A 21299-nucleotide genomic window follows, 5' to 3' on the forward strand; every position below is an offset into this window, starting at 1 on the left:
AGTCGCTGAGGCCGCCTATTTATTCTGACGATCCCGCCCCATGGCGCCCTCGTTCAGAGTCCCGATGATGCCCAGTTCGACTGCTCCACTGCTGTTTCCAGACATTCTGCAATCCCCAGGCCAGCGGGCTGCCTCGGGTTCCACCCACACCCTCGGCAGCGAAGACCTTGCGTGGCTCGCCCACGTGAAACTGGCCACCCACTCCCTGCGCATCGCGCAGACACCGCCGATGCTGGCCGAACGCATTCTGCTCAACGCCGACAAGCAACTGCCTGTCCCCTTGGCCGGCAGCTTCATGCTCAGCTCCAGCGCGGATGGCCATGGCGCGTTTCTGTACACCCCCTACGATGGCCTGAAAAAATTCAGCGATGCCCCAGCGCTGATCGCTGCCTTGCAAACGCGCCTGGACAAGACGAAGGACACGGATGATCTACTCGCGTTTCTCACCCTGTCACGGCGCAAGGAGCTGACAGGTAAGGAAGCCATTACGCTGAGCCGCGAAACGATTGAGGGGGATGTGTTCGAAGATCAGAAAGCCGCGTTCAACGAATCCCAGGAGGCCCGCGCGCGCGATCTGCTGGATGAATTAAAGCGTCTGCCTTCACTCACCCCGTTGCTGGAAAAGATTCTCGACGAACTGCTCAAGCCGCACTTTGCCGGCTTGCGACAGTCGCACACCCGGGTCCGCTTTTTCGCGGATACCCCGACGCTCTCCACGCAAAACAGGCAATTGCTTGCTTCACTGTCGCTGAGTGAGGCCCTGCTGCTACATTTTCACCGTCAGGGCTGGCCGCCGGGCCAGACCGTCGAGTTTGCCAATCCGGGCCGTTCGAGCGTGGCGGCCGACCAGACCGCTTGGGCCAATGCGATCAAGTCCGCGTCCGGCGAGCTGACCATGCGGCTGTTTCGACAGCTGGAGCTGTTCTGGAACGCCGCCTCGTTCGAGGGCTCGCCCCGCCGTACATTCTTCAGCCAGACGTTACAGGACCAGGCGCGTGCCGATCTGATGATCAAACGCGAGTCGGCACTTCTCTCGGCCACCGAGTTTGACGCCCTGCACTGCTTGATCCGGGAGCCGAGCGGACCGGTGCGCAAGCCGACTTTCAAAACCGTGTGTCTACGCGACGAAACTGGCGCTGTCGAACTGGCCGGCTCGCTGATGACCAGCCATGACAAGGCTTGGCTCTATCGCCCCAGCCAAGGCTTGCAAGCATTCAGCAACGACGCCGCGCTTAAACAAATGCTGATCGCCACACTCACAGTGGCCGGCCAGGAAGACGAACTGTATGGGCTGATGAATCTGGAGGAGCGCAAACGTTACCTTGGTTTCGCCAACGCACAGGTGGCCGGAGAGCGCATCGCTGGCGAAATCATGACGGCATTGTTTGAGGCGATCATCACCAAACAACGCCAGAACGTCGAATTCGCCTTGCAGCAATTTCGCCAGGGTGCACGCACTACCGATGTTCATGCGCTTTTTGATAAGGCACTGGATATCCGCTCGATGCTCCACGAGCGCCTGCTCAAACTTGACGTCGATGGGCGCTGGAGTAGCCGTCCGATTGATTCCAACACGCCACCAACCTCGCTCGCGCAGGTCGACAAGGCAGCGCAACTGGCGAAAACGCTCGGACAGACTCTGGACAATCTCACCAGCGTTTTCAAAGTTCAGCCGACCCTCAGCAGCACCGAACAGCGTGTTTTTCTCCAAAGCAATCGCTGGAAACTGGCGCAGGCCTTCGAAGATGGGCTGCGCGCTGAATCGCAGATCAGAAACCTCAGCGGTTCATGGCTGGCGACAGAACGCGACATCGTTGATTGCGTGTTCGACACGAAACTCAGCACACGCCTGGATCGGCAGACACTCAATGGCTTTCGGCCAGACGCTTGGTCACTGACCCTTACCCGCACAGACCAAAGTGGCGAATTACCGCTTGCCCATTGCCTCCTGTTGACCGAACGCGGCGGCATGGACGTCGAGCATTCAGGGCGCGCCATTCTGTGGACCCCGGCCATCGGCCTGGAATCGTTCAACAACATCGATATTGCGAAAACGCAATTGCAGCGGCGGCTCGACAACAATAACCAGAGTCAGACACTGCTGGAGAACCTGCCAATTGAGCAACGTCGACTGGATCAGCAGTACACAGTGGGCACTTTCCATTTGATTGAGGGCAAAGTGTCGACCGACCGCATGCAGTCGGCCATTGAACACTTCCTCGCTCACTGCGAAGTGTTACGCGCCTGCAGCAAGCATCCGGACATGCCGGCAAACTATCTCGATCGACTGACAAGCATCGTTATCGATACCAATCTGCGCCGGGCAGTGCAGCTCGCGCAGGCCCTTTCTGGTCACCTCGACTTCCCCGACTGGTTGCGCAAAGCGCCAGTGGCCGAACAAACCACGCAACTGCACTTGCTTGATCAATGGCGACGCAGCGTTATCGACGGCAAGGATTTTCTCGAAAATGTCCCGACGTTGGCCTCTCATGTCGAGCAGACACTGAAAACATTACTCGACAGCCGATTCCCGAATAACGGACTCAAGCCACAGGATATTCAGATCATCCCGAATCTGACGCTCGCCGGCCCTGCCTGCCATCTGCTCGATTTTGCCTTGCAGCACTTCAACATTGCGCAAGGCACTGGCTTCAAAGTGGCTTCGAACACGACCACAGCGTTACCCGCAAAGCTCGACCAGTCAGCGGTACGACAACTGCTGCAATCGCTCCAGATTACCACCGCCTACACTGACAAAGTGGTGCAGGCGCTGTCAGGTGACAGTGCTTCTGCACGCACCAGCAAAGAACGCTTTGTGCGCCAGCTACCCTGGCAAATGATGCAGCACGCACACTCGTTGAAATTGCAGCAACAGTTGTCGGACACCGGGTATGACTTCATTTGCCAGGTTCTGGACATGCCCGACGGGATAGCGCGTGCGACGGTGGAAGGCGCTCACGCCATCGTTAGCCCGTTGTCATTGATCAAGACCGGCAGCGCAGACTTTGTCGACACGCTTGGGCTGTATGTCATCGGGCCGGGCACCGGGCACACAGGCCCATGCGTGCTCTATGCGCCGTACGCGAGTGAAGTATTTCGAGAATTCGAGAGTGACGTGCAGTTGATCGAAGCCTTGAATGCGCCCGGGGACTTTCAGAAACTAATCATCCGCCGTCTGCCTTCCGCGCAACAAGCGATCTTCAGGAGTCGGTTGGAAACAACCGTTGGCAAAGCCAGCGACATCAAACTTCAACGTTCGCCCATCACGGGCAATCTGTTGGAGCGATTACACAAGGACACCCTCAGCCTCTTAACCCAATTGCTTAAATGCCAGCCGCAGGTAAACGCGCAATCGGACTGGGAAGCTGTGAAGTGTCTCTTGCGTCATGGCGTTCATCTGGTTCCGCACGTGTTGCCAGGTAAACTCGCATCTTTGTTTTTCCTTTGGAAAAGCTACGAGGATTTCAAAAAATCCGCCGAAGGACTGCAGGACCACCATTGGGCGAACGCCGTGAAAAACTTCATCGCCGGCGGGATAACCCTGGCCAGTCTGGGGCGCCTGTCCTGGGAAACCGAAGCAGAACAGGAAACGGCCGAATTTGCCTCTCAAGCGCAGGCTCCCGTATCGAAGGCTGGCGAAACTGCCGGCGAGACGACAATAAAAACCGCTGCGCGTTGGGCAAAAGTATCACCCGTTACGTCCCCTCGCCTTGACTTGCAGCGCTTTGAGACCACCACGGCTCTGGAGAAGCTCAAACCCGAGGGCAATAAACTGGTTTACGGGGATGCCGCCACCACGCATAAGTACGCGGCAATCGCCGGCAAAGTCTATGGGGTGGTCCAGGCTGGAAAAAACTGGTACTTGCGCAAAAAAGACGGGGGGCCAGGGCCGGCCCTTGAACAGAAGAACGCCAGATTAGTATTGGCGCGCGCGGGTCAGCAGGTTCAGCGCTGTCGCTCGAAACAGCGCAACCGTATTCAAACCGAGGTCGAGTCAAGCCGCTCGATCATGATGTACATCCAGGCCAAAGGGATGGCCCAAATCAATCAGCGCTATCCCGCCCGAGCCTTCGTGATACAGCAAGCTGTCGGGCGAGCGCGGAACTACGCACTTTATTGTCTGCATAACTTCGTCATACATCGCGACAACCTCGGTGGCACACGGGTAGAAAGGTTGCTCAGGCATTTCTTCGAAGTACCGCAAGTCACCCCCATGCTGCTCAGAAAAATCGAGAAAGTCATCCTGCCCATTTGCCGCGAGCTGACAGATCCCAAAGACGACATGCTCTATACCGAGCGTTTTTTCGCCGGTTTGAATGCGCGCTACGGCGACGACACCGTTGCCTTTGTTTTCAAGGAAGACAAACGCAAGATCCTTCACCTGACCGAACATTTTTTTAACCCGGGCATGGATGTCTACACCGATGTATTGCCGCCCAGGTTCAATGTCGACTCGCATGCTCGCGCCGTCGCGCTGCTGCACGAGCTTTCGCATCTGATCTGCGATAGCGAAGATCTGGTCTCCGCTGAGGCGATGGCGCCGTTTCCACACCTTATCGATACAACGACTACCAAGGGGCAACGGCTCAAAGAAGACCTCGATCAACAGCGCAAATCCTTGTCGCGCTTCACTGCAGCTTCGCATCTGTTCGCGCGCAAGGACGAGAACGGAGTATGGGTCGATCTCGACCAGTTGCCGGACGAAGCCGATGCCTGCAAAAAAATCCTCAGCGTTACAAAGACCAAAAACCTCGCCGACGCACGTAAAGCCTTCCGCGATCCTCTGGCTGATGAGGCACGCATTGACGTGATGCTGGCCAACGCTGACTCGATCGCGCTGCTGATCAGCGAAATGGGCAGGGAGCTGGACCCGCTTCCGGCACCGATACCTTTGCCGGCGCCAACATCGAGTCCGCAAGGATCTTCGCAACCTTCGCCGTGAACCTCGAAAAAAATGCGCTGGCCTGATGCCAGCGCATTTTCTACAAGCAACACACGTGGACAAACCGCCTGGTTAATCCTTTTGGTCGCGCAACACGTTGCCCGACGCCCCGTCAATGCGGAATTCGTAGACGGTGCCGTCGGCCTTGCGCCCCTCGCCTTCCCAGTAACCGTCATTGTCGGCGCCGATTTCATAGACCTCGACGTAGCCGGCCTTGGTCTTGGCAACTTCGATGGCTTTTTCGATGGTGATCCAGCCTGCACCAGGCTTGTCGGCCAGGGCGGTGCCGGCGCCGAGCAGACCGGCAGTGGCGATCAGAGCAGCAAAAGTCGTTTTGATCATTTTTTCACTCCATTTATGGATAGTAGGCAGTGCATCCTGTTTTTTTGGGTAGCGCTGCGGAAAATAAGTTCCACTTTTGATGGGCAATTGCCATGACTGCTGTTCTCGGCCACTTCCCGCAAAGGGTAGAATGAGCAAAATCAGGATGACTCAATGACCCAAGACACCCTCTCGGAAGCCGAATACGATGCGATCACCGATGCCGCCGCGCACTGGTGCATGCGTCTGCACGCCGCCGATTGCACGGATGAGGAGCGTGATGCATTCGAGCAGTGGCACGCGGCTCATCCGCTACATGCGTTCGAGTACGAAGCCATGCTCGAAGTCTGGGAGGTCGCCGAGCACTTGCCTCGCCCGGCGCCCGCGCTTGCCACAGCACGGCAGCAGTCTTCGCACGCATGGCGCCAGTACGTTGCGGTCGCCGCAGCGTGCGCACTCGCACTGCCCCTGGCGGCCTATGCCGGCTGGAATCTTGGCTGGTTGCCCAACAGCCATGAGCATTTCTCCGCCACCGACGAGGTGCGTCGAGTCACCCTCAGTGACGGCAGCGAGCTGGAACTGAACCTCAACACCGACCTGACCTTCAGCAACTACAAGGATGAGCGCCGTGTCACGCTGAAAAAAGGCGAGGCATTCTTTACTGTCAGTCATGACCTCGCCCATCCCTTTGTCGTGCGCGCAGGGGAAGGCAAGGTTCGGGTGACCGGCACGCGTTTCAATGTGTGGATGTATGAGGATCAAGTGCGGGTCAACCTGGTCGAAGGCTCGGTGCTGGTGTCCAGCGATCGCGCCCTGCCGGGTGACGGCCTGCGTCTGGGGCCAATGATGCAGGCGCGCTACAAACACGGCGACTACATTCCGCAGATCAGCCAGACCTACCCCGACGATGCAGCGCTGGCCTGGCGCAGCGGTAAACTGGTGCTGGACAATCTGGCGCTGAACGACGCCCTGCCCCTGATCAACCGCTACCTGACCCACCCCTTGATGCTGGCCGACAGCCGCACCGGTTCGCTTCGCGTGGGCGGCATCTACAACATCAAAGAGCTGAACAACCTCGCCAACAGTCTGCCCAAAGTGCTGCCGGTCTACCTGACGCGCAACAAGGAAGGCAACCCGGTGATCAACTCGATGCCGCAACAACCGCCAAAAAGCTGAAGGCCGCAACCCTTTCAGGATGCGGCCTTCAGCGTCGACACCATGACACGCCGGGAATTACTGAGCGGCGACTTTCCCCGCGTTGCCCGGCGTCTCGCGTACAGTCTGCACCTGATAATGCGGATCAGCCTGAATCTGCTGCTCGGTAAACGGCAGCACACTCCACTGCTTCTTCGAAAACGCCTCGGTCTGATCCCGCGAATACTTCGACGCCGGATCGCTCGACAGCGAAAACGCCAGCAACCCCTGGGCGTGCGGACCGTTTTCATCGAACGTCACGACTTGCAGATAACTAGTACCGCTGACCACTTCGAGCTTGCCGTCCTCACGAGGCACGCTCTGGATCGCGTTGTAAATCCCCAATGTGCCCGGGCCGCCGTGAATAGGCGTCTGTTGCCCGCCACTGCTGGCGACCTGGATGTCGCCCCAACGGCTCTGCGGCTTGAGGCCCATTTTCGCAGTCGATTCGACCGACGCCAGCATCGCCTCACGCAACGCCTCGGCCACCACTGGCTGCTCGATCGCCAGACCGCGCGGCGTGTGCCGGGCATCGTTGGGATCGAACGCGACACGCCAGACATCCGGCAAATCCTGCAGCGCCTGCATGATGTTGTGGAAATGCACCAGCCCCACCCCCGAATCCAGATTGGCCCGACCGTCCCAGGCCTTGAGACTGGCGCAAAGCGGTTTCAGCGCCTGCGCATTGGCACCGAAGCTCGCGGCACAGAACTTCAGCAGATCCGGCATCACCTGGGTGGCCAGATACACCTGATCATCCATCACCATGTGCTGCAAATCCTTCACTGCCAGCGGACCTTTCTTGCTCAACGTGGCTAGACGATCCAGCGCAAAACGCGAACGCCAGCCCAGCGGTTGACCGTCCTGACTGATCAGCGGTGAAAAACCGCTCAGCGGTTGCGCCGGGTTGGCCAGCCATGCGGAGTCATTGGAATGCTGGACGAAGTCTTTGCGCTGCAATTGCGGCAACTGGCTGGCGGCATAAATGCCCTTCTGCGCGGCGTGCGGGTCGACATCCCAGGCGCAGGCGCTGTTGGAGCCATCGAGCACAATCAGTTGCGTGCCAATCCGCGGATCGCTGCACTGCGCGAGTTTGTCAGCACTGACGTTGGGCACCACCGACAGGTTCATGTACAGCGTCTGCCCCTGGTCATCGACGGCCAGCGTATTGACCCACGGTATGCCTTGGATCTTGTGCACCGAATCCTGCAACTGCTGGAGCGTTGACGCCTGATTCATCGCGTACCACTGATTCAACACCCGGTCATTCTCCAGGTTGGCATCGCGCAGGCTATAGGCGTATTGCTTGTCCCAATCGAGCTTGCCCGGCCACTGCACAATCGGCCCGAACTGCGAGCTGAAGACGTCACGCGAGACCGCCGCCACCTGCCCGTCAGCCTGCTTGACCTGCACGGTCACGGTCTGCTTGTTCATCGGCAGCGACTTGCCGTCGAGCAGGTAGCGCGTCGGGTCTTTCGGATCGAGTTGCAAGCGATACAAGGTGAAGTGTTTCGATGAATCGACCGTGTGCGTCCAGGCCAGGTGCTGGTTAAAGCCAATATTGATCACCGGCAGACCGGGCAAGGCAGCGCCCATGACGTCGAGCTTGCCCGGGATGGTCAGGTGCATCTGATAAAACCGCATCCCGCCGACCCACGGAAAATGCGGATTGGCCAACAACATCCCGCGCCCGTTGAACGAACGCTCACTGCCTACAGCCACCGCATTACTGCCGCGATCCAGGGCAAAGCGTTGCTGGCGCGCATCGGCCAATTGATAAGCCTGCCTATCGTGTTCGACCACCGCTGTCGCTTGCGGCGGCGTAGCGCCGACCAAGGCTTCGGCAAACTGTCCGACACCGCCCTCGACCAGCAAACGACGGGTCAGCTTGACCAGATCCTGCGGTGCAATCTTGCGCACCCACTCGCCCTGACACTGTTGTGGCAAACCCTGCTGACGGCGCTCGTCCAGATAACGGTTGTAACCGGCAGCGTAGCCTTCGACCAGATCCCGAACCTGAGCCGGTTGTGCCTGCCAGAAGGTGTCGACCGCCTCGGGGGTATTGAGCCAGCTGAAGAACACATCGCTGACTCGATTTTCACGCTCTTCGACGGTGAACTGATCCGGACCGAAGTAACGTGAACGCTGGCCATTGACCGTCACGATCTCGTTCGCCAGCAGGCACAGGTTGTCCTGCGCATAGGCATAGCCAATACCGAACCCAAGCCCGCGCTCATCATGGGCACGAATATGCGGCACACCAAAAGCGGTACGGCGAATATCGGCACTGACCTCATTGGCCAGGCTCAATGCATGAGCTGAACAACTCAGGCCGAAAAACACGCCGGCAAAGGTCAGCCCGGTTAATTGTCTGGAAATCGTCACGCTTGCTCCTGATCGACATGCCAACGAACGAACCAGACGCCACAAACAAGGCGTACGGCGGATCCGCTCTGGAAACACCCCTGCGTCCACGCGCAATGAGCCTGTCGAAGAAACGAAGCTGGAAGGAAAAATTTAATGGATTCCTGTCATTCGGGAAACAGAGCAGGTTCGGTCAATGGGTTCGAGTTCAGTCAGTAGCAGCATAGGTGGCTGTCAGGACGCCTTCGCGAGCAGGCTCGCTCCCACAGTGGGATTGTGGTGGGTCAGGAGGATATGGGTCGGCTGGCAGGCCGCCTTCGCTGGCGAGCCAGCTCCCACAGTTGGGATTGGGTGAATCTGATGGACATGAGGTGGCTGGTTGGCCGTCATCGCGAGCAGGCTCACTCCTACAGTGGGATTGTGGTGGGTCAGGAGGATATGGGTCGGCTGGCAGGCCAGCTCCCACAGTTGGGATTGGGTGAATCTGATGGAGATGAGGCGGCTGGTTGGCCGTCATCGCGAGCAGGCTCATTCCTACAGTGGGATTGTGGTGGGTCAGGAGGATATGGGTCGGCTGGCAGGCCGCCTTCGCTGGCAAGCCAGCTCCCATAGTTGGGATTGGGTGAATCTGATGGAGATGAGGCGGCTGGTTGGCCGTCATCGCGAGCAGGCTCACTCCTACAATTGAATCGCGTGGAGTCTGATGGATATGGGTCGGCTGGAAGGCCGCCTTCGCTGGCAAGCCAGCTCCCACAGAAAAGCAAAAACAAAAGCAAAGCAAACCGCATTGGCTTCTAACCACTCATCACGATGAGCGTTAGCTCAAGTAAAGCTTTTGCTTCTCACCACTCAACACGATGAGCGTTAGCTCAAGTACCGCTTTTGCTTCTCACCACTCAACACAATGAGCGTTAGCTCGAGTAACGCTCTTGATCTTGATGCACGGCGCCCGTCGGAAGGCTGAGCGGAGGGATTGATCCGGGCGTGGGAGCGCAGCGACCGTACGACGAAGTCGTACACAGCGGAAGGAGGTGCAGCGAAGCAAACCGGAAACGCTGCGCCCGGATCGATCCCGCAGCGAAGGCACCCCGAGCCTAGGCGAGGGGCCGCACGTCAGGGCAAAAGGCCTTTGGTTACTTTGGGCCCCCAAAGTCACCCGCCGTAAGGGCGGAACCGCCAGCCGCAGCCCCAAAAAAACCGGATATCCCCCCACCCCCCAACAGCATGGCCGGCCCAAAGGCCGCCAAGGTCCCCCACAAAAAAACCACCCCCCTTACACACAATTTCTACATCTTTTCTTTCATGATTTGTGCCGCTGATACGTCTAGTTCTACAGAGCGCAAAAAACCCTTCCCGATCAGACGCTGAAAAGGAGTCACCGCATGTACAACTCGCAACTACCAACGGACGGTAGCCAGGCGCCACAAGGAGTCTCCATGAGCCCACACGCGAGCGATTTCGGACAGCGCGGCGAACGTCACGCCAACGACCGCATCCGCCTGTTGCTCAAGAGCTTCGGCCTGCGCACCAGCCTGATCCGCCTGAAAGTCATCGACGCACTGCTGGTCGCCGCCCACAGCAACCGCCGCCTGGGCGTACGCGGCGTGCACAGCCAGTTGCTCGATCTGGACGTTCCGCTGTCCTTTCTCAGCGTGCGCGAAGTGCTCAAACGCCTGTGCGCCGAAGGCGTCATCGTCTTCAATGCCGACAAAAGCTACAGCCTGCATCCACAGGCTGCGGCCGTACTCAATAACGAGTGAGACGCGCGGTAATCGCGGTCAGGGCTTGACCTTGCGGCGCATTACCCCGTTGATCACCACCACGACCACCGCCACGCCGATGGCGATGTACTGAAAGGTCTTCTCACTGATCATCCCGGCGTTCTGCAGCCAGGACAGGCCGAGCATGATCGCCAGTACGGACACGGCGATCAGAATCGAATAAATCAAGCGTTGCTTCTGGGTCATTGCGGTTTCCTGGAACATGGGCTGAATCCGGTTCGTATCCGCTTGCGTGCCGGGCGCATAGCACTCTGCGGGTGCGGCGCTGCAAACGGGACCTCATGTTACAGCCGATGAGGCGTTTTGGCTTCATGACGGCACTCACATACGGATTTGCGCAATACCCCCAATCGATATACCCACCCAATGCCCGCGCTGTCGCGGGTATTTTTTTGCCTGCGGAATACACTCGCCAAGTTTGTTTAATCAGGCCTTCGCTTAAACAAACTGCAAGCATTTGAAATCTAATGTCGCAGCAAACAACTAGGTGTCGCACACGTCTGGCTCTAGGCTCTCGCCACTTGCGGTTAACTGACAAGGACGTGTAATGCACAGAACTCTTATAAACATCGGCCCCCGGCAAATAGCTGTTTTTTGTCTGGCCCTTACTGCGTTTGAACTATTGACTTACATGGCCAGCGATTTGCTGATGCCGGCAATGCTTAGTGTCACTGCCGAACTGCACGCCGATGCGCGTCATGTTCCCCACGCATTCAATCTTTACCTGTTGGGGGGCGTCTGCCTGCAATGGTTGTTGGGGCCATTGTCGGATCGCTGGGGGCGACGACCGCTGCTGCTGGTCGGGTGCGCGTTGTTTGGTGCAGCCTGTGCGGCGGCATTTTTCGTCAACAGCATTGAACTGTTCAACCTGCTGCGCCTGCTGCAAGGCATGGGCCTGGGCTTTGTCGTGACGGTCAGCTATCCGGCGCTGCAAGAGGTGTTCTGCGAAGCCGATGCGGTTCGCCTGATGGCCCTGCTTGGCAACGTTGCCTTGCTGTCGCCGTTGCTCGGGCCACTGCTCGGCGTCGTGCTGCTGCAATGGCTGAGCTGGCGCGAGCTGTTTCTGGGGCTGGGCCTGATGACGGCGCTCGTCTGGCTGGGGCTTTACCTGTATATGCCCGAGACTGTCGGCGTCATTCGCCGCGATGGGCAGCGGTCTATGCCGACTGCCCTCTCCTGGCGCCTCACCGCAAGGCGCTATCGTGCACTGCTGGGCAACCGCCGGTTTCTTTGCGCCAGTCTCTCTCTGGGGCTGATGAGCCTGCCGCTGATTGCCTGGATCGGCCTGGCGCCGCTGTTGCTCATTCGATTGCAGGGCCTCTCGCCTGTGGAATATGGGCTGTGGCAATTGCCGGTGTTTTCTGCGGTGATCGTCGGCAATCTGATCCTCGACCGACTGCTGCCCACCCACTCCCTGCCACAGTTGATTCAACTGGCGCTCTGGCCATTTTGCCTCGGACTGCTGGCACTGGCCGGCTGCACGCTGCTCGGCGCCAGCACGGTGTCGGTGGTTGCCAGTCTGGCGCTGTATGCGGTCGGTCTGGGCATGAGCAATGCCGCCGTGTATCGACTGGCGCTGTTTTCCAGCGATGACAGCAAAGGCCTGGTCTCGGCGTTGACCGGGATGATCTCGATTGCCGTGATGGGTCTTGGCGGCTCGCTGATCGCCGTCATCGGGGGTGGCGCACACCTCGGACTTTTCGCCCTCTGCGCTGCGGCCAGCGGCCTGATGTGCCTGCCTTTGTTGTACGGATTACTGCCAGGCACACCCGCTGACTCCGCGTCTGACCAATAAAGGAATATTCAAATGCACGCCTTCCCTGCCAGCGATGCGCTCTGCGCGTTGCCACACCCCTATTGCCTGAATTCCGTACCGACGGGCCTGTTCGACCAGGCCATGGCCGAGATCAGCCGGTTTCATTGCCGGCACACCCCTGGCTACGAACATTGGCTGAACGCTAACGGTTTTGACGTTCAGGACCTGGACCGTGTTGATGACTGGTCACACCTGCCTCCGATCCTGGCCAATTTTTTCAAACAACAGCTGTTGCTCAGCCCGACCGGGGAAGACGCCCTGGAGCTGACGTCGTCCGGCACCAGCGGCCAGAAGAGCCGCATGCGCTATGACCCGCGCAGCCTGGCGGGCGCGCAGTTCATGGTCGAGCGAATCTTTGACCACTATGGCTGGCTGACGCCCGACACGCCTTGCAACTACCTGCTACTGAGCTACGAGCCGCGCGGCGCGATCACTCTCGGCACGTCCTACACCGATCAATTTCTCTGCCGCTTTGCCCCGGCCAACCGCGTCGTCTACGCCCTGCGTTGCACCGGCGACAGCCATCAGTTCGATGTCTACGGGGTCATCGCGGCCCTGCAAGCATTCGCCGAGGAAGGCTTGCCGGTAAGGATCTTCGGCTTTCCGGCGTTTCTTTGGCAGACTCTGGAGCACATGCGCGCCACCGGTGTGCCTGATCTGAGACTGCCGGCCGCGTCACTGGTGTTTTTCGGCGGCGGCTGGAAAACCCGCGCCAGCGAAGAAATTCCCCGACAACAGCTGTACGCACGCGTCGCCGAACAATTGGGTATCGAAACGGCGCGCTGCCGAGACGGTTACGGTGCGGTCGAGCACGCGGTGCCCTATATCGAATGCGCCCACCATCGTTTCCATGTGCCGGTTTACGCCAAGGCCTACGTGCGCAATCCCGATGACTTTTCTGTCCAGCCGTACGGCCAGCAGGGTTTGCTCGGGTTCGTTTCGCCCTACATTTCCTCAAGCCCCGCGCACGCAGTGGTGATGAGCGATCTGGCAACGCTGCAGGCCGGCAAAGACTGCGCTTGCGGCCTGACGACTGACTGGTTCGAGTTGCACGGCCGCGCCGGCACCTCGGCGGGCAGAAGCTGCGCCATGGCGGCGGCCGACTTTCTGGGGAGGCAGTGACATGTATTTGATCAATGGACAATTGCACGCGGATCTGGACCTGCACGCCACACTCCAGACGCTGCAACAAGCACTGCCGCAGCACCTGAGCACAGCGCTGGACAGCGCCACCGTGCTGACCGCCGCGGCAATCTTTGCCGAGCGACTGCACACGCTGGGCTTGCCACTGGATGACGACCAGCGTGAGGCACTGACTGCCTTCTGCCAGCCTCACACCTTGCAAACCAAGCTTGAACGCGAGCTGGGCGAACAGCCGGCTTGCCTGCGCCGCATCGATTATCGGCAAGCGCGGTTCGAACGCTGGAGCCCTTTGGGCCTGGTGGTTCACGTGACACCGGCGAACGCGCCGTTACTGGCGTGCTGCGCGATCATCGAGAGCCTGCTGGCCGGCAACGTCAATTGGCTACGACCCAGCCGCAGCGACCAGGGTCTGACCGCGCGCCTGCTGCACGCGCTGGTGCAGTGCGATGCCAGCGGCCAGTTGCGTCATTACATTGCCGTGCTACCGGTGGCCACCGCGCAGATCGGCCAAGTATGCAAAATCGCCAACGGTGTGTCGGCGTGGGGCGGCGAAGCAGCGTTGCAAGCCATCCGCCAGCAATTGCCGCCCGGTTGCCGCTGGATCGACTGGGGACACCGCATCAGTTTTGCCTACCTGACCCCGGACGCAGCCTCGCCACAAGCGCTGGATGCGCTGGTCGATGAGGTGTGTCGCCTGGATCAGCAGGCCTGTTCCAGCCCGCAATGGCTGTTGGTCGACAGCGCAGAACCGGCGGTGCTGCAAGCCATCGGTGCGGCGCTGGCGCAGGCATTCGAGCGCCGCGCCGGACAATGGCCGGCGCTGGTGCCGACGGTTCAGGAAGCCTGCGAGATCACCACGCAGACCCTGATGGCCGGCTTGCGCCAGAGCTTTACCGGGGTGACCACGCAGGTCTGGAGCGCGCCGGGCTGGCGGGTGATCTGGAGCCATGAAGCGCCGCTCGCACCGTCACCGCTGTTTCGTACGCTGCTGCTCAAACCGTTGCCACGTGCGCAACTGAGCGAAAACCTGTTGCCGTGGCGCAACGTTTTGCAGAGCTGCGCGCTGGTGTGCGCCGAAACGCAGATCGCCGAACTGTCGCGCAGGCTGATTGCGGCGGGCGTCAGCCGAATCACGCCGACCGGCACGATCCACGATGGCTACGATGGCGAACCCCACGACGGCGTCTACGCCTTGCAGCGCTTGAGCCGGCGGGTGTCGGTCAGTGTCTCGCCGACGCAGTTGCCCACGCACACGAGCCTCGATCCGCGGCCCGACGCGCCGAGGTTGGCTGGCCTGCCCATCACCGACAAAGCCGCGTTTATCGCGCGGCCGACGGAAGCGGCGGCGCAGCTGTTTTTCCGCTCGGGCGGTAGCAGCGGCACGCCGGCACTGGCGGGCTTCAGCTACCGTGATTTTCAGCGGCAGATGCGCGCGGCGGCCGACGGCTTGTTCGCGGCAGGCCTCGACCCACAACGCGACAAAGTGATGAATCTGTTCTTCGGCGGCAACCTGTACGGCGGCTTCTTCAGTTTCGCCAAAGTGCTGGAACTGCTGGGTGCCACTCACCTGCCAATGGGCGCGCCCGGCGACGATGACTACAGCGACATTGCGCAACTGATCATCGAGCAGCGCGTCACGGTGCTGATCGGCATGCCCAGCACCCTGCATCGCTTGTTCCTCAACGAACAGCAGCGTCTGCGCGAATACGGTGCCATTGAAAAGGTCTTTCTCGGCGGCGAGCACCTCAGCGATCAGTGCCGCGCGCTCTTGCAGGACTGCGGCGTCGCCAGCATCCGTTCGGCGCTTTACGGCAGTGTCGATGCCGGGCCTTTCGGGCATGCCTGCGCCGCGACCGGCGACGGCGTGTTTCATCTGATGGAGGCGATTCAACATTTGGAAATCGTTGCGATGGACGCTGACCGGCCCGTGGTTGGCGAGGAAATCGGCCGTTTACTGTTCACCTCCAAAGCACGTGAGGCCCAGCAGGTGCAGCGTTATGAAGTCGGCGACACGGGGCGCTGGCTCCCCGGCGAATGCGCCTGCGGGCTGAGCTCGCCACGCTTTGAACTGCTGCAGCGCCACGGCCGGCTACTGCGCATCGGCAGCGATTTCATTTGTGTGGACGCACTCGCGCGGCACCTGCAGGCGCCGTTCCAGCTGTACCTCGACCATGCGCCCGAGGGCCTGGAGCGCTTGTTGATACGCAGTCCCGACGATCCGGCAGACCTTCAGGGCCGCCTGGAGCACTACACCACGCTGAGCAACCTGATTCGCACCGGGCTGCTTACGGTGCAAATCGAGGTCTGCGCACCGCAGCAATTCTGCAAGAACAGACACAGTGGAAAGGTACCGCCAGTGATTGACGCGCGCCGTTAAACGCCTCCACCGCACACAGCCTGAATAATGTGAGAAAGATCTTATGGATACTTCACTTGAACTTAATAAGTTGCTCGCCTTTGCTCGCGAACATTCACCGTATTACGCCCGCCATTGGCAACCTGTTGCACCGCCAGTCGCCACGCTCGACGAACTTCCTTTGGTTGACCCGGAACAATATTGGGCACATAGCGAGAACTTCGCCGATTGGCCGGTACTGACATCAACCGTAGAACGCGCACTGGTGTTCAAGACCGGTGGAACCGCCAGCGCCGGTAAGCTTTCGGTATTTACCCGCGATGAGTGGCAGACACTGGTGCGCGACTTCGGCGGCCAGCTTGCCAGCCAACTCAAGCCAGGCGATCGGGTCGCCAACCTGTTTTTTGTCGGCGATCTCTATGCCAGTTTCATCTTTATCCACGATGCACTGGCATACGAAACCGCAGGTGTCACTGAATATCCTTTTACCGGCGCGGTCGAGCCTGCGGTGCTGGTTGAAGCCATCCGGCAACACGCTATCAATGTGCTGGCCGGCGTGCCCGCGCAGTTGCTCGCGTTCGCCGACGTGTTGCAGCGTCAAGGCCTGACCCTGCCAGAGGTTGACGCCCTGCTCTACGGCGGGGAAAGCCTGTTCGCCGGGCAACTGCAGGTGCTGCGCAGTGTGTTTCCCAATGCACGAATCGCCTCCATCGGCTACGCCAGTGTCGACGCCGGCTTCATCGGCGCCTCGTCCGCGGATTGCGCCTTGGGCGAACACCGCATGCTACCCGGCCACAGCGTGCTGGAAATCATCGATGAGCACACCGGCGAAGTCATCGAAGCCTGCGACCGCAGCGGGCGGCTGGTGCTGACCAACCTCACCCGTCGCTTGATGCCGTTGATCCGCTACCCGGTCGGCGACCTGGCTTGCTGGCGAGAACCGGCCACCGCGCCGATGCGCAAGTTTGCCTTGATGGGTCGCAGCGCGAGCAGTCAGCGCGTACGGGTCAGCAGCCTGACCCTGGTGATCGAGGACATCGCCAGGATTGTGCAGCGCCACACCGGCAGTGACGACTGGCAACTGGTCATCAGCCAATCGGCGAATGTCGATGTCGTCAGCCTGAAGTGGGCGTCCGACCCCCAGGCACCAACGACCGTGCAAGCCAATGCAGCCTTGCTGGAAGCCTGGCACGCGCAGAACCCGCAGGCGGCACAACTGTGTGCCGAGCGGCTGCTGCAATTGCAGGTCATCGCTTGCCCAAGCGCAGAACTCGCGCGTCATCCACGCTCCGGCAAGCGCCAGCGCGTCGTCGACCTGCGCGTATACCCAGCCTCTGGTCAGGAGCAACGTCCATGGACAACCTGACGCTACGCAGCTATCGCAGTGCCGACGCGGGAGCCGTCAGCCGCCTGTTCCGGGAAATTTATGGCGAACACTACGTACAGCCCCACGTGTACTTGCCGTTGATGATCAACCAGAACCATGGTGACGGGACCTGGCATTCGCTGGTGGCGCAAATCGGTAAAAAGATTCTCGGTCACGCCACGCTCTGCCGGAGTGTCGAATCGCAAACGGCGGAACTGGCCTTGAGCGTGGTCCATCCTTCGACACGCGGGCAGAACATTGCCACCCAGTTGGGCACACGACTGTTGATACATGCGCAAGCGTTGCGCTGCCGGGGCGTGACCATCAAGCAAGTGACGCAGCATGACTACACGCAACGCATGGCTGAGCGGCTGGGTTTTTGCAGCACCGGGTTGCTGCTCGACTATGTGCCCTCGCCGTTTGGCGAGCCTTTGGCTGAGTCCATCGTTATCGGTTTCATGCCTATCGACGGTTACCGCAGGCCACTTCCGGCACTGCTGTGGCCGGAACGCTGTCGCGAGTTCATGGAACACTTGAGTGAGGTATACGGAACGCAGGAGAAAGAAGTCCCCTGGGTGGGTGCGCCGATTCATGTCGAGCAACGTTTCATGCGCTATGACGTGACCCTGGAAAAGCTCGACAGCAGGTTACTCAAGCAACTGCGAAGGCTGCCGCGGCACTGGATGATTTCCATCAGGCTCAGGCTGGCGACGGGGTTTGCCAGTGCCGTGGAAAATCTGTCGAAAATAGGCTTCAGCTTCACCGGGATTGCCCCGAACGATCGCTGTGATGGCTGGCTGGCGCTGTTTCACCGGGGCTATTGCGCGCGCACGTTGCAGTTGCATTGCCCGCATATCCAGCGTTTGCATGATCAGGCCCAACAGCCCGCCGACGAGGCGGCTGCGCATTCGTGAGTCACCATCGCCCGTTCACGCGCTGAACGGGCGACGGTGCGGTTCAGGCCTTGGCTCTGACACCTTCGTCGGCCGGCTTCGCGGCGTTGCCTTCCCCATAGGTTTTCAGGTTCTGCAGCACATAAATGGCTTTCTTGAACTCGGGAATCAGATTCTTGCCGTAGGCGTTGCCATTGAGGCCATTGGTCTGGATGGCATCGAGTTGGGTCGCGAAATATTCCAGTGCGTTGAATTTCGCATCGACATCCTTGGTCACGCCGAAACGGTCGAACTTGTCGCCGGCATTCATCAGGGTGAAGGAGGTGATTTCCGAGATCAGTCCACGCCCACGCAGGAACGCACTCAAATTGCCCAGTTGCTTGACCGACACATTGGCAGGATCGAAGCCCTTGATCTGCTTGCGCAAACCCTGCTTGTCCATTTCGGCGGTGTTCAATGCGTTGGGGTCGTTGCCGACCATGGTCAGCATCTGCTGCACCTTGACGCTCTGGGCCACTTCTTTCTTGGCGCCGGTGTTGCGCACCATAACCCCTGCTTTGCTTTCCCAGCCGCCGACAATACCGATCGTCATGAGAAGACTCCCTGTGAATGACGTAAAAATATCCGCGTCGAAGCGGATGAATGGGCGCGAGTATCGGTCGGCAGACTGATGGCACCAACCTGTTTTTGCACTTTTTTACAATTCTCGTACATTCCCGATACAAACACGCAACGCCCCGCAAACCCTGTAGCAGAGCTGTCATCACCCCGCAACACAACTGACTTTTACCGGCTGGCAGATGGACTGATCCGCTTGGGTGTATCGGTTTTGATACGGCTTCCTCATCGGTGCCGGGATTTTTTCAGCACGTGCGTACCTCAAGGTTCGCGCAACAACGACGATACGCTGGTGATACCCGCACTGTTCGCCCCTCGCCACCTCACTAGAAGCGCTGCTCAAGGACCGGTTTCCATGCCCGTATTCCGCACCATTCAGGCCCGCTACACGCTGTTTCTGGTTCTGTTCATCCTTTTGTTGTCGGTGCTGACGGTGGTCGGCATCAGCCACCTGGTCGCGCCCAAGCTGCGCGAAACCGAAGAGCAAGTGGTACTCAACCGGATTGCCGAGGTCGCCGAGCAGATTCAGGGCGAACTGAACAAAGTGCAGGCGCAGCAGCGCAGCATCACCCAGACCATCCCGCTGCTCGACAGCGCGGCGATCGACACGGTGCTTCCGGGGCTGGTCGATCAATACGGCGAGCTGAAGGTATTCGGCGGCGGGATCTGGCCTCTGCCGGGGCAGCGTGAGGCCGGGCGCAACAAATTCAGCACGTTCTGGCACCGTGACGCGTCCGGCAACCTCAAGGTCAATACCTTCTGGAACAGCGACGCCGCGCCGAACTACTACGACCAGACCTGGCACAAGGGCGGCATGGCCACGCCGCGCGGCCAATGCGCCTGGGCGGCGGCCTATAAGGACGACGCCAGTGCCGAGCCGCGCACCAATTGCGCCATGGCGATTTACAAGAACGGCAATGCCTGGGGCGTGTCGACCATCGACGTCACCCTTGGTTTTTTCAACGATCTGGTGGCGCGCAAGGAAAAAGACCTCAACGCCCAGATGCTGATTGTCGAAGCGGACGGCAAGATCATCAGCAACAGCTCGCGCATCAGCGGCCCGATCGTGCTGAAGAACATCAGCGAACTGGCCGCGTCTTCGACCTTCGCCAGCCAGGTCAAAGCCGGGCTGTTGAACCGCGATCAGGCGCAACGCATCGAGTTCGACAACAACGGTGAAGCCAGCACCTTCTTCATGCGCCCGATCGAGGGCACGCCATGGTTCCTCGCCACTGCCCTGCCGACAAAAATGCTCACGGCCCAGCGCGATGACGTACTCAGCAGCCTGAGCCTGATCCAGATTCCGCTGGTGATCCTGCTGGTGCTGTTGCAGGTCTACGCGATCCGCCAGTTGGTGCAACGCATGAAAGCCCTGAAAGCCAACATCGATTTGCTGTCCAGTGGCGATGCCGATCTGACCCGACGCATCACCATTCGCGCCGAAGACGAACTCGGGGCCATCGGCCATTCGGTGAACACGTTCATTGCCTACCTGCAAAACATGATCGGAGAAGTGACTCAGGCCACCGGCGCCATGGCGTCGAGTCTGGACAATCTGCAACGCACTTCGGCGCACACCAGCCAGATCCTGCTGCGCCACGCCGAGGAAACCGACCAGACCGTCACCGCGATTACCGAAATGAGTTCGACCGCCGAAAGCGTCGCGCAGAACGCCGCCGAAACCGCCGCGTTCACTCAGCGCGCCAACGAGAACGCCGATCGCTCCAGAGTGGTCGTAGGGCAAGCGACCAGCAGTGTGGTTGCGCTGATCGACGAAGTGGCCAGCGCCACGCACAAAGTCGAAAACATGCAGCAGGACGCCCAGCGCATCACCGAGATTCTCGGGGTGATCGGCGCGATTGCCGGGCAAACCAACCTGTTGGCGCTCAACGCTGCCATCGAAGCCGCCCGCGCCGGAGAGCAAGGTCGTGGCTTTGCGGTGGTCGCTGATGAAGTACGCGCCCTCGCCGCCCGCACTCAGGCCAGCACCTCGGAGATCAATGAAATGTTGACGCGCCTGACCCAAGGCGTGAGTTCCTCGGTCAGCGCCATGGAGAACACCCAGGCCAGTTGTCAGTCCGCCGCCGACGCCACGGCACGGGTCAACTCGGGGCTGGACGAAATGGCCGGTTCGGTCAGTCACATCAACAGCCTCAGCACGCAGATCGCCACCGCGGCCGAACAGCAGAGCGCCGTCACCGAAGAAATCAACCGCAGCATGGTGCAGATCCGCCACATGGTCGATGAACTGGTGCAAAGCGGCCAGGCCAGCGAACTCAATACCCGGCAATTGCTCGAGGCAAACAGCCGGGTGAGCGCAATCATGGGGCGCTTCAAGGTTAATTGAGCCAACTGCAAATAATGTAGGAGTGAGCCTGCTCGCGATTGCGATGTGTCAGTCACGACAGTCGGCGACTGGAATACCGCAATCGCGAGCAGGCTCACTCCTACAATGCACTGTGCAAACCACATTTCCTACGGCGGTCAGTCACAGTGACGATAGAT

The 21299-nt window shown here is 59.8% G+C and carries 13 protein-coding genes; 9 read left to right on the top strand and 4 right to left on the bottom strand.

Going from position 1 to position 21299, the window contains the following annotated elements; genetic code table 11:
- Window positions 1–40: 40 nt before the first annotated feature.
- Entirely contained in the window at window positions 41–4942 is a 4902-nt protein-coding gene (locus HU765_RS19310) for a DUF6543 domain-containing protein (RefSeq protein WP_238344726.1), read from the top strand.
- A gap of 72 nt (window positions 4943–5014) precedes the next feature.
- Here the strand turns inward: HU765_RS19310 and HU765_RS19315 are convergent, their stop codons facing one another.
- Window positions 5015–5284 (bottom strand): PepSY domain-containing protein, encoded by a 270-nt coding sequence (locus HU765_RS19315; RefSeq protein WP_186552429.1) that lies wholly within the window; start codon window positions 5282–5284, stop codon window positions 5015–5017.
- A gap of 153 nt (window positions 5285–5437) precedes the next feature.
- On the opposite strand from HU765_RS19315, the gene HU765_RS19320 reads away from it, so the two are divergent.
- The gene (locus HU765_RS19320; protein ID WP_186622365.1) at window positions 5438–6439 is read left to right on the top strand and encodes a FecR family protein; all 1002 of its coding nucleotides are present in this window, start codon (window positions 5438–5440) and stop codon (window positions 6437–6439) included.
- Between the two features lie 57 nt (window positions 6440–6496).
- Here the strand turns inward: HU765_RS19320 and HU765_RS19325 are convergent, their stop codons facing one another.
- Window positions 6497–8842: a penicillin acylase family protein gene (locus tag HU765_RS19325; protein WP_186622366.1), complete on the bottom strand. Its 2346-nt coding sequence runs from the start codon at window positions 8840–8842 to the stop codon at window positions 6497–6499.
- Between the two features lie 1361 nt (window positions 8843–10203).
- Between HU765_RS19325 and HU765_RS19330 the strand changes: the two genes are divergently transcribed.
- Window positions 10204–10581 (top strand): fe2+ zn2+ uptake regulation protein, encoded by a 378-nt coding sequence (locus tag HU765_RS19330; protein WP_186552536.1) that lies wholly within the window; start codon window positions 10204–10206, stop codon window positions 10579–10581.
- 18 nt (window positions 10582–10599) lie between these two features.
- Here HU765_RS19330 and HU765_RS19335 read toward each other — a convergent pair whose 3' ends face one another.
- Window positions 10600–10788: a hypothetical protein gene (locus HU765_RS19335; protein WP_186552537.1), complete on the bottom strand. Its 189-nt coding sequence runs from the start codon at window positions 10786–10788 to the stop codon at window positions 10600–10602.
- A 361-nt stretch (window positions 10789–11149) separates the two neighbouring features.
- On the opposite strand from HU765_RS19335, the gene HU765_RS19340 reads away from it, so the two are divergent.
- Genes HU765_RS19340 through HU765_RS19360 form a run of 5 tightly spaced genes read left to right on the top strand, consistent with a single transcriptional unit; the run spans window position 11150 to window position 18197 of the window.
- Window positions 11150–12397: an MFS transporter gene (locus tag HU765_RS19340; protein WP_186622367.1), complete on the top strand. Its 1248-nt coding sequence runs from the start codon at window positions 11150–11152 to the stop codon at window positions 12395–12397.
- A 12-nt stretch (window positions 12398–12409) separates the two neighbouring features.
- On the top strand, window positions 12410–13540 hold the full coding sequence (locus HU765_RS19345; protein ID WP_186622368.1) for an acyl-protein synthase: 1131 nt from the start codon (window positions 12410–12412) through the stop codon (window positions 13538–13540).
- Window position 13541: 1 nt separating this feature from the next.
- Window positions 13542–15938: an acyl-CoA reductase gene (locus HU765_RS19350; protein ID WP_186622370.1), complete on the top strand. Its 2397-nt coding sequence runs from the start codon at window positions 13542–13544 to the stop codon at window positions 15936–15938.
- Window positions 15939–15981: 43 nt separating this feature from the next.
- Entirely contained in the window at window positions 15982–17283 is a 1302-nt protein-coding gene (locus tag HU765_RS19355) for a phenylacetate--CoA ligase family protein (RefSeq protein ID WP_186622371.1), read from the top strand.
- Entirely contained in the window at window positions 17271–18197 is a 927-nt protein-coding gene (locus HU765_RS19360; RefSeq protein ID WP_186622373.1) for a GNAT family N-acetyltransferase, read from the top strand. The genes HU765_RS19355 and HU765_RS19360 overlap by 13 nt, the downstream gene beginning before the upstream one ends.
- 43 nt (window positions 18198–18240) lie before the next feature.
- On the opposite strand, the gene HU765_RS19365 is transcribed toward HU765_RS19360, so the two are convergent.
- Window positions 18241–18768 (bottom strand): hypothetical protein, encoded by a 528-nt coding sequence (locus HU765_RS19365; RefSeq protein ID WP_186552543.1) that lies wholly within the window; start codon window positions 18766–18768, stop codon window positions 18241–18243.
- A 381-nt stretch (window positions 18769–19149) separates the two neighbouring features.
- On the opposite strand from HU765_RS19365, the gene HU765_RS19370 reads away from it, so the two are divergent.
- Complete coding sequence (locus HU765_RS19370; RefSeq protein WP_186622375.1) at window positions 19150–21141, top strand: methyl-accepting chemotaxis protein; 1992 nt, start codon at window positions 19150–19152, stop codon at window positions 21139–21141.
- Window positions 21142–21299: the final 158 nt, after the last annotated feature.

The sequence above is a fragment of the Pseudomonas sp. SWRI81 genome (genome assembly GCF_014268545.1).
Lineage (GTDB): Bacteria > Pseudomonadota > Gammaproteobacteria > Pseudomonadales > Pseudomonadaceae > Aquipseudomonas > Aquipseudomonas hamedanensis.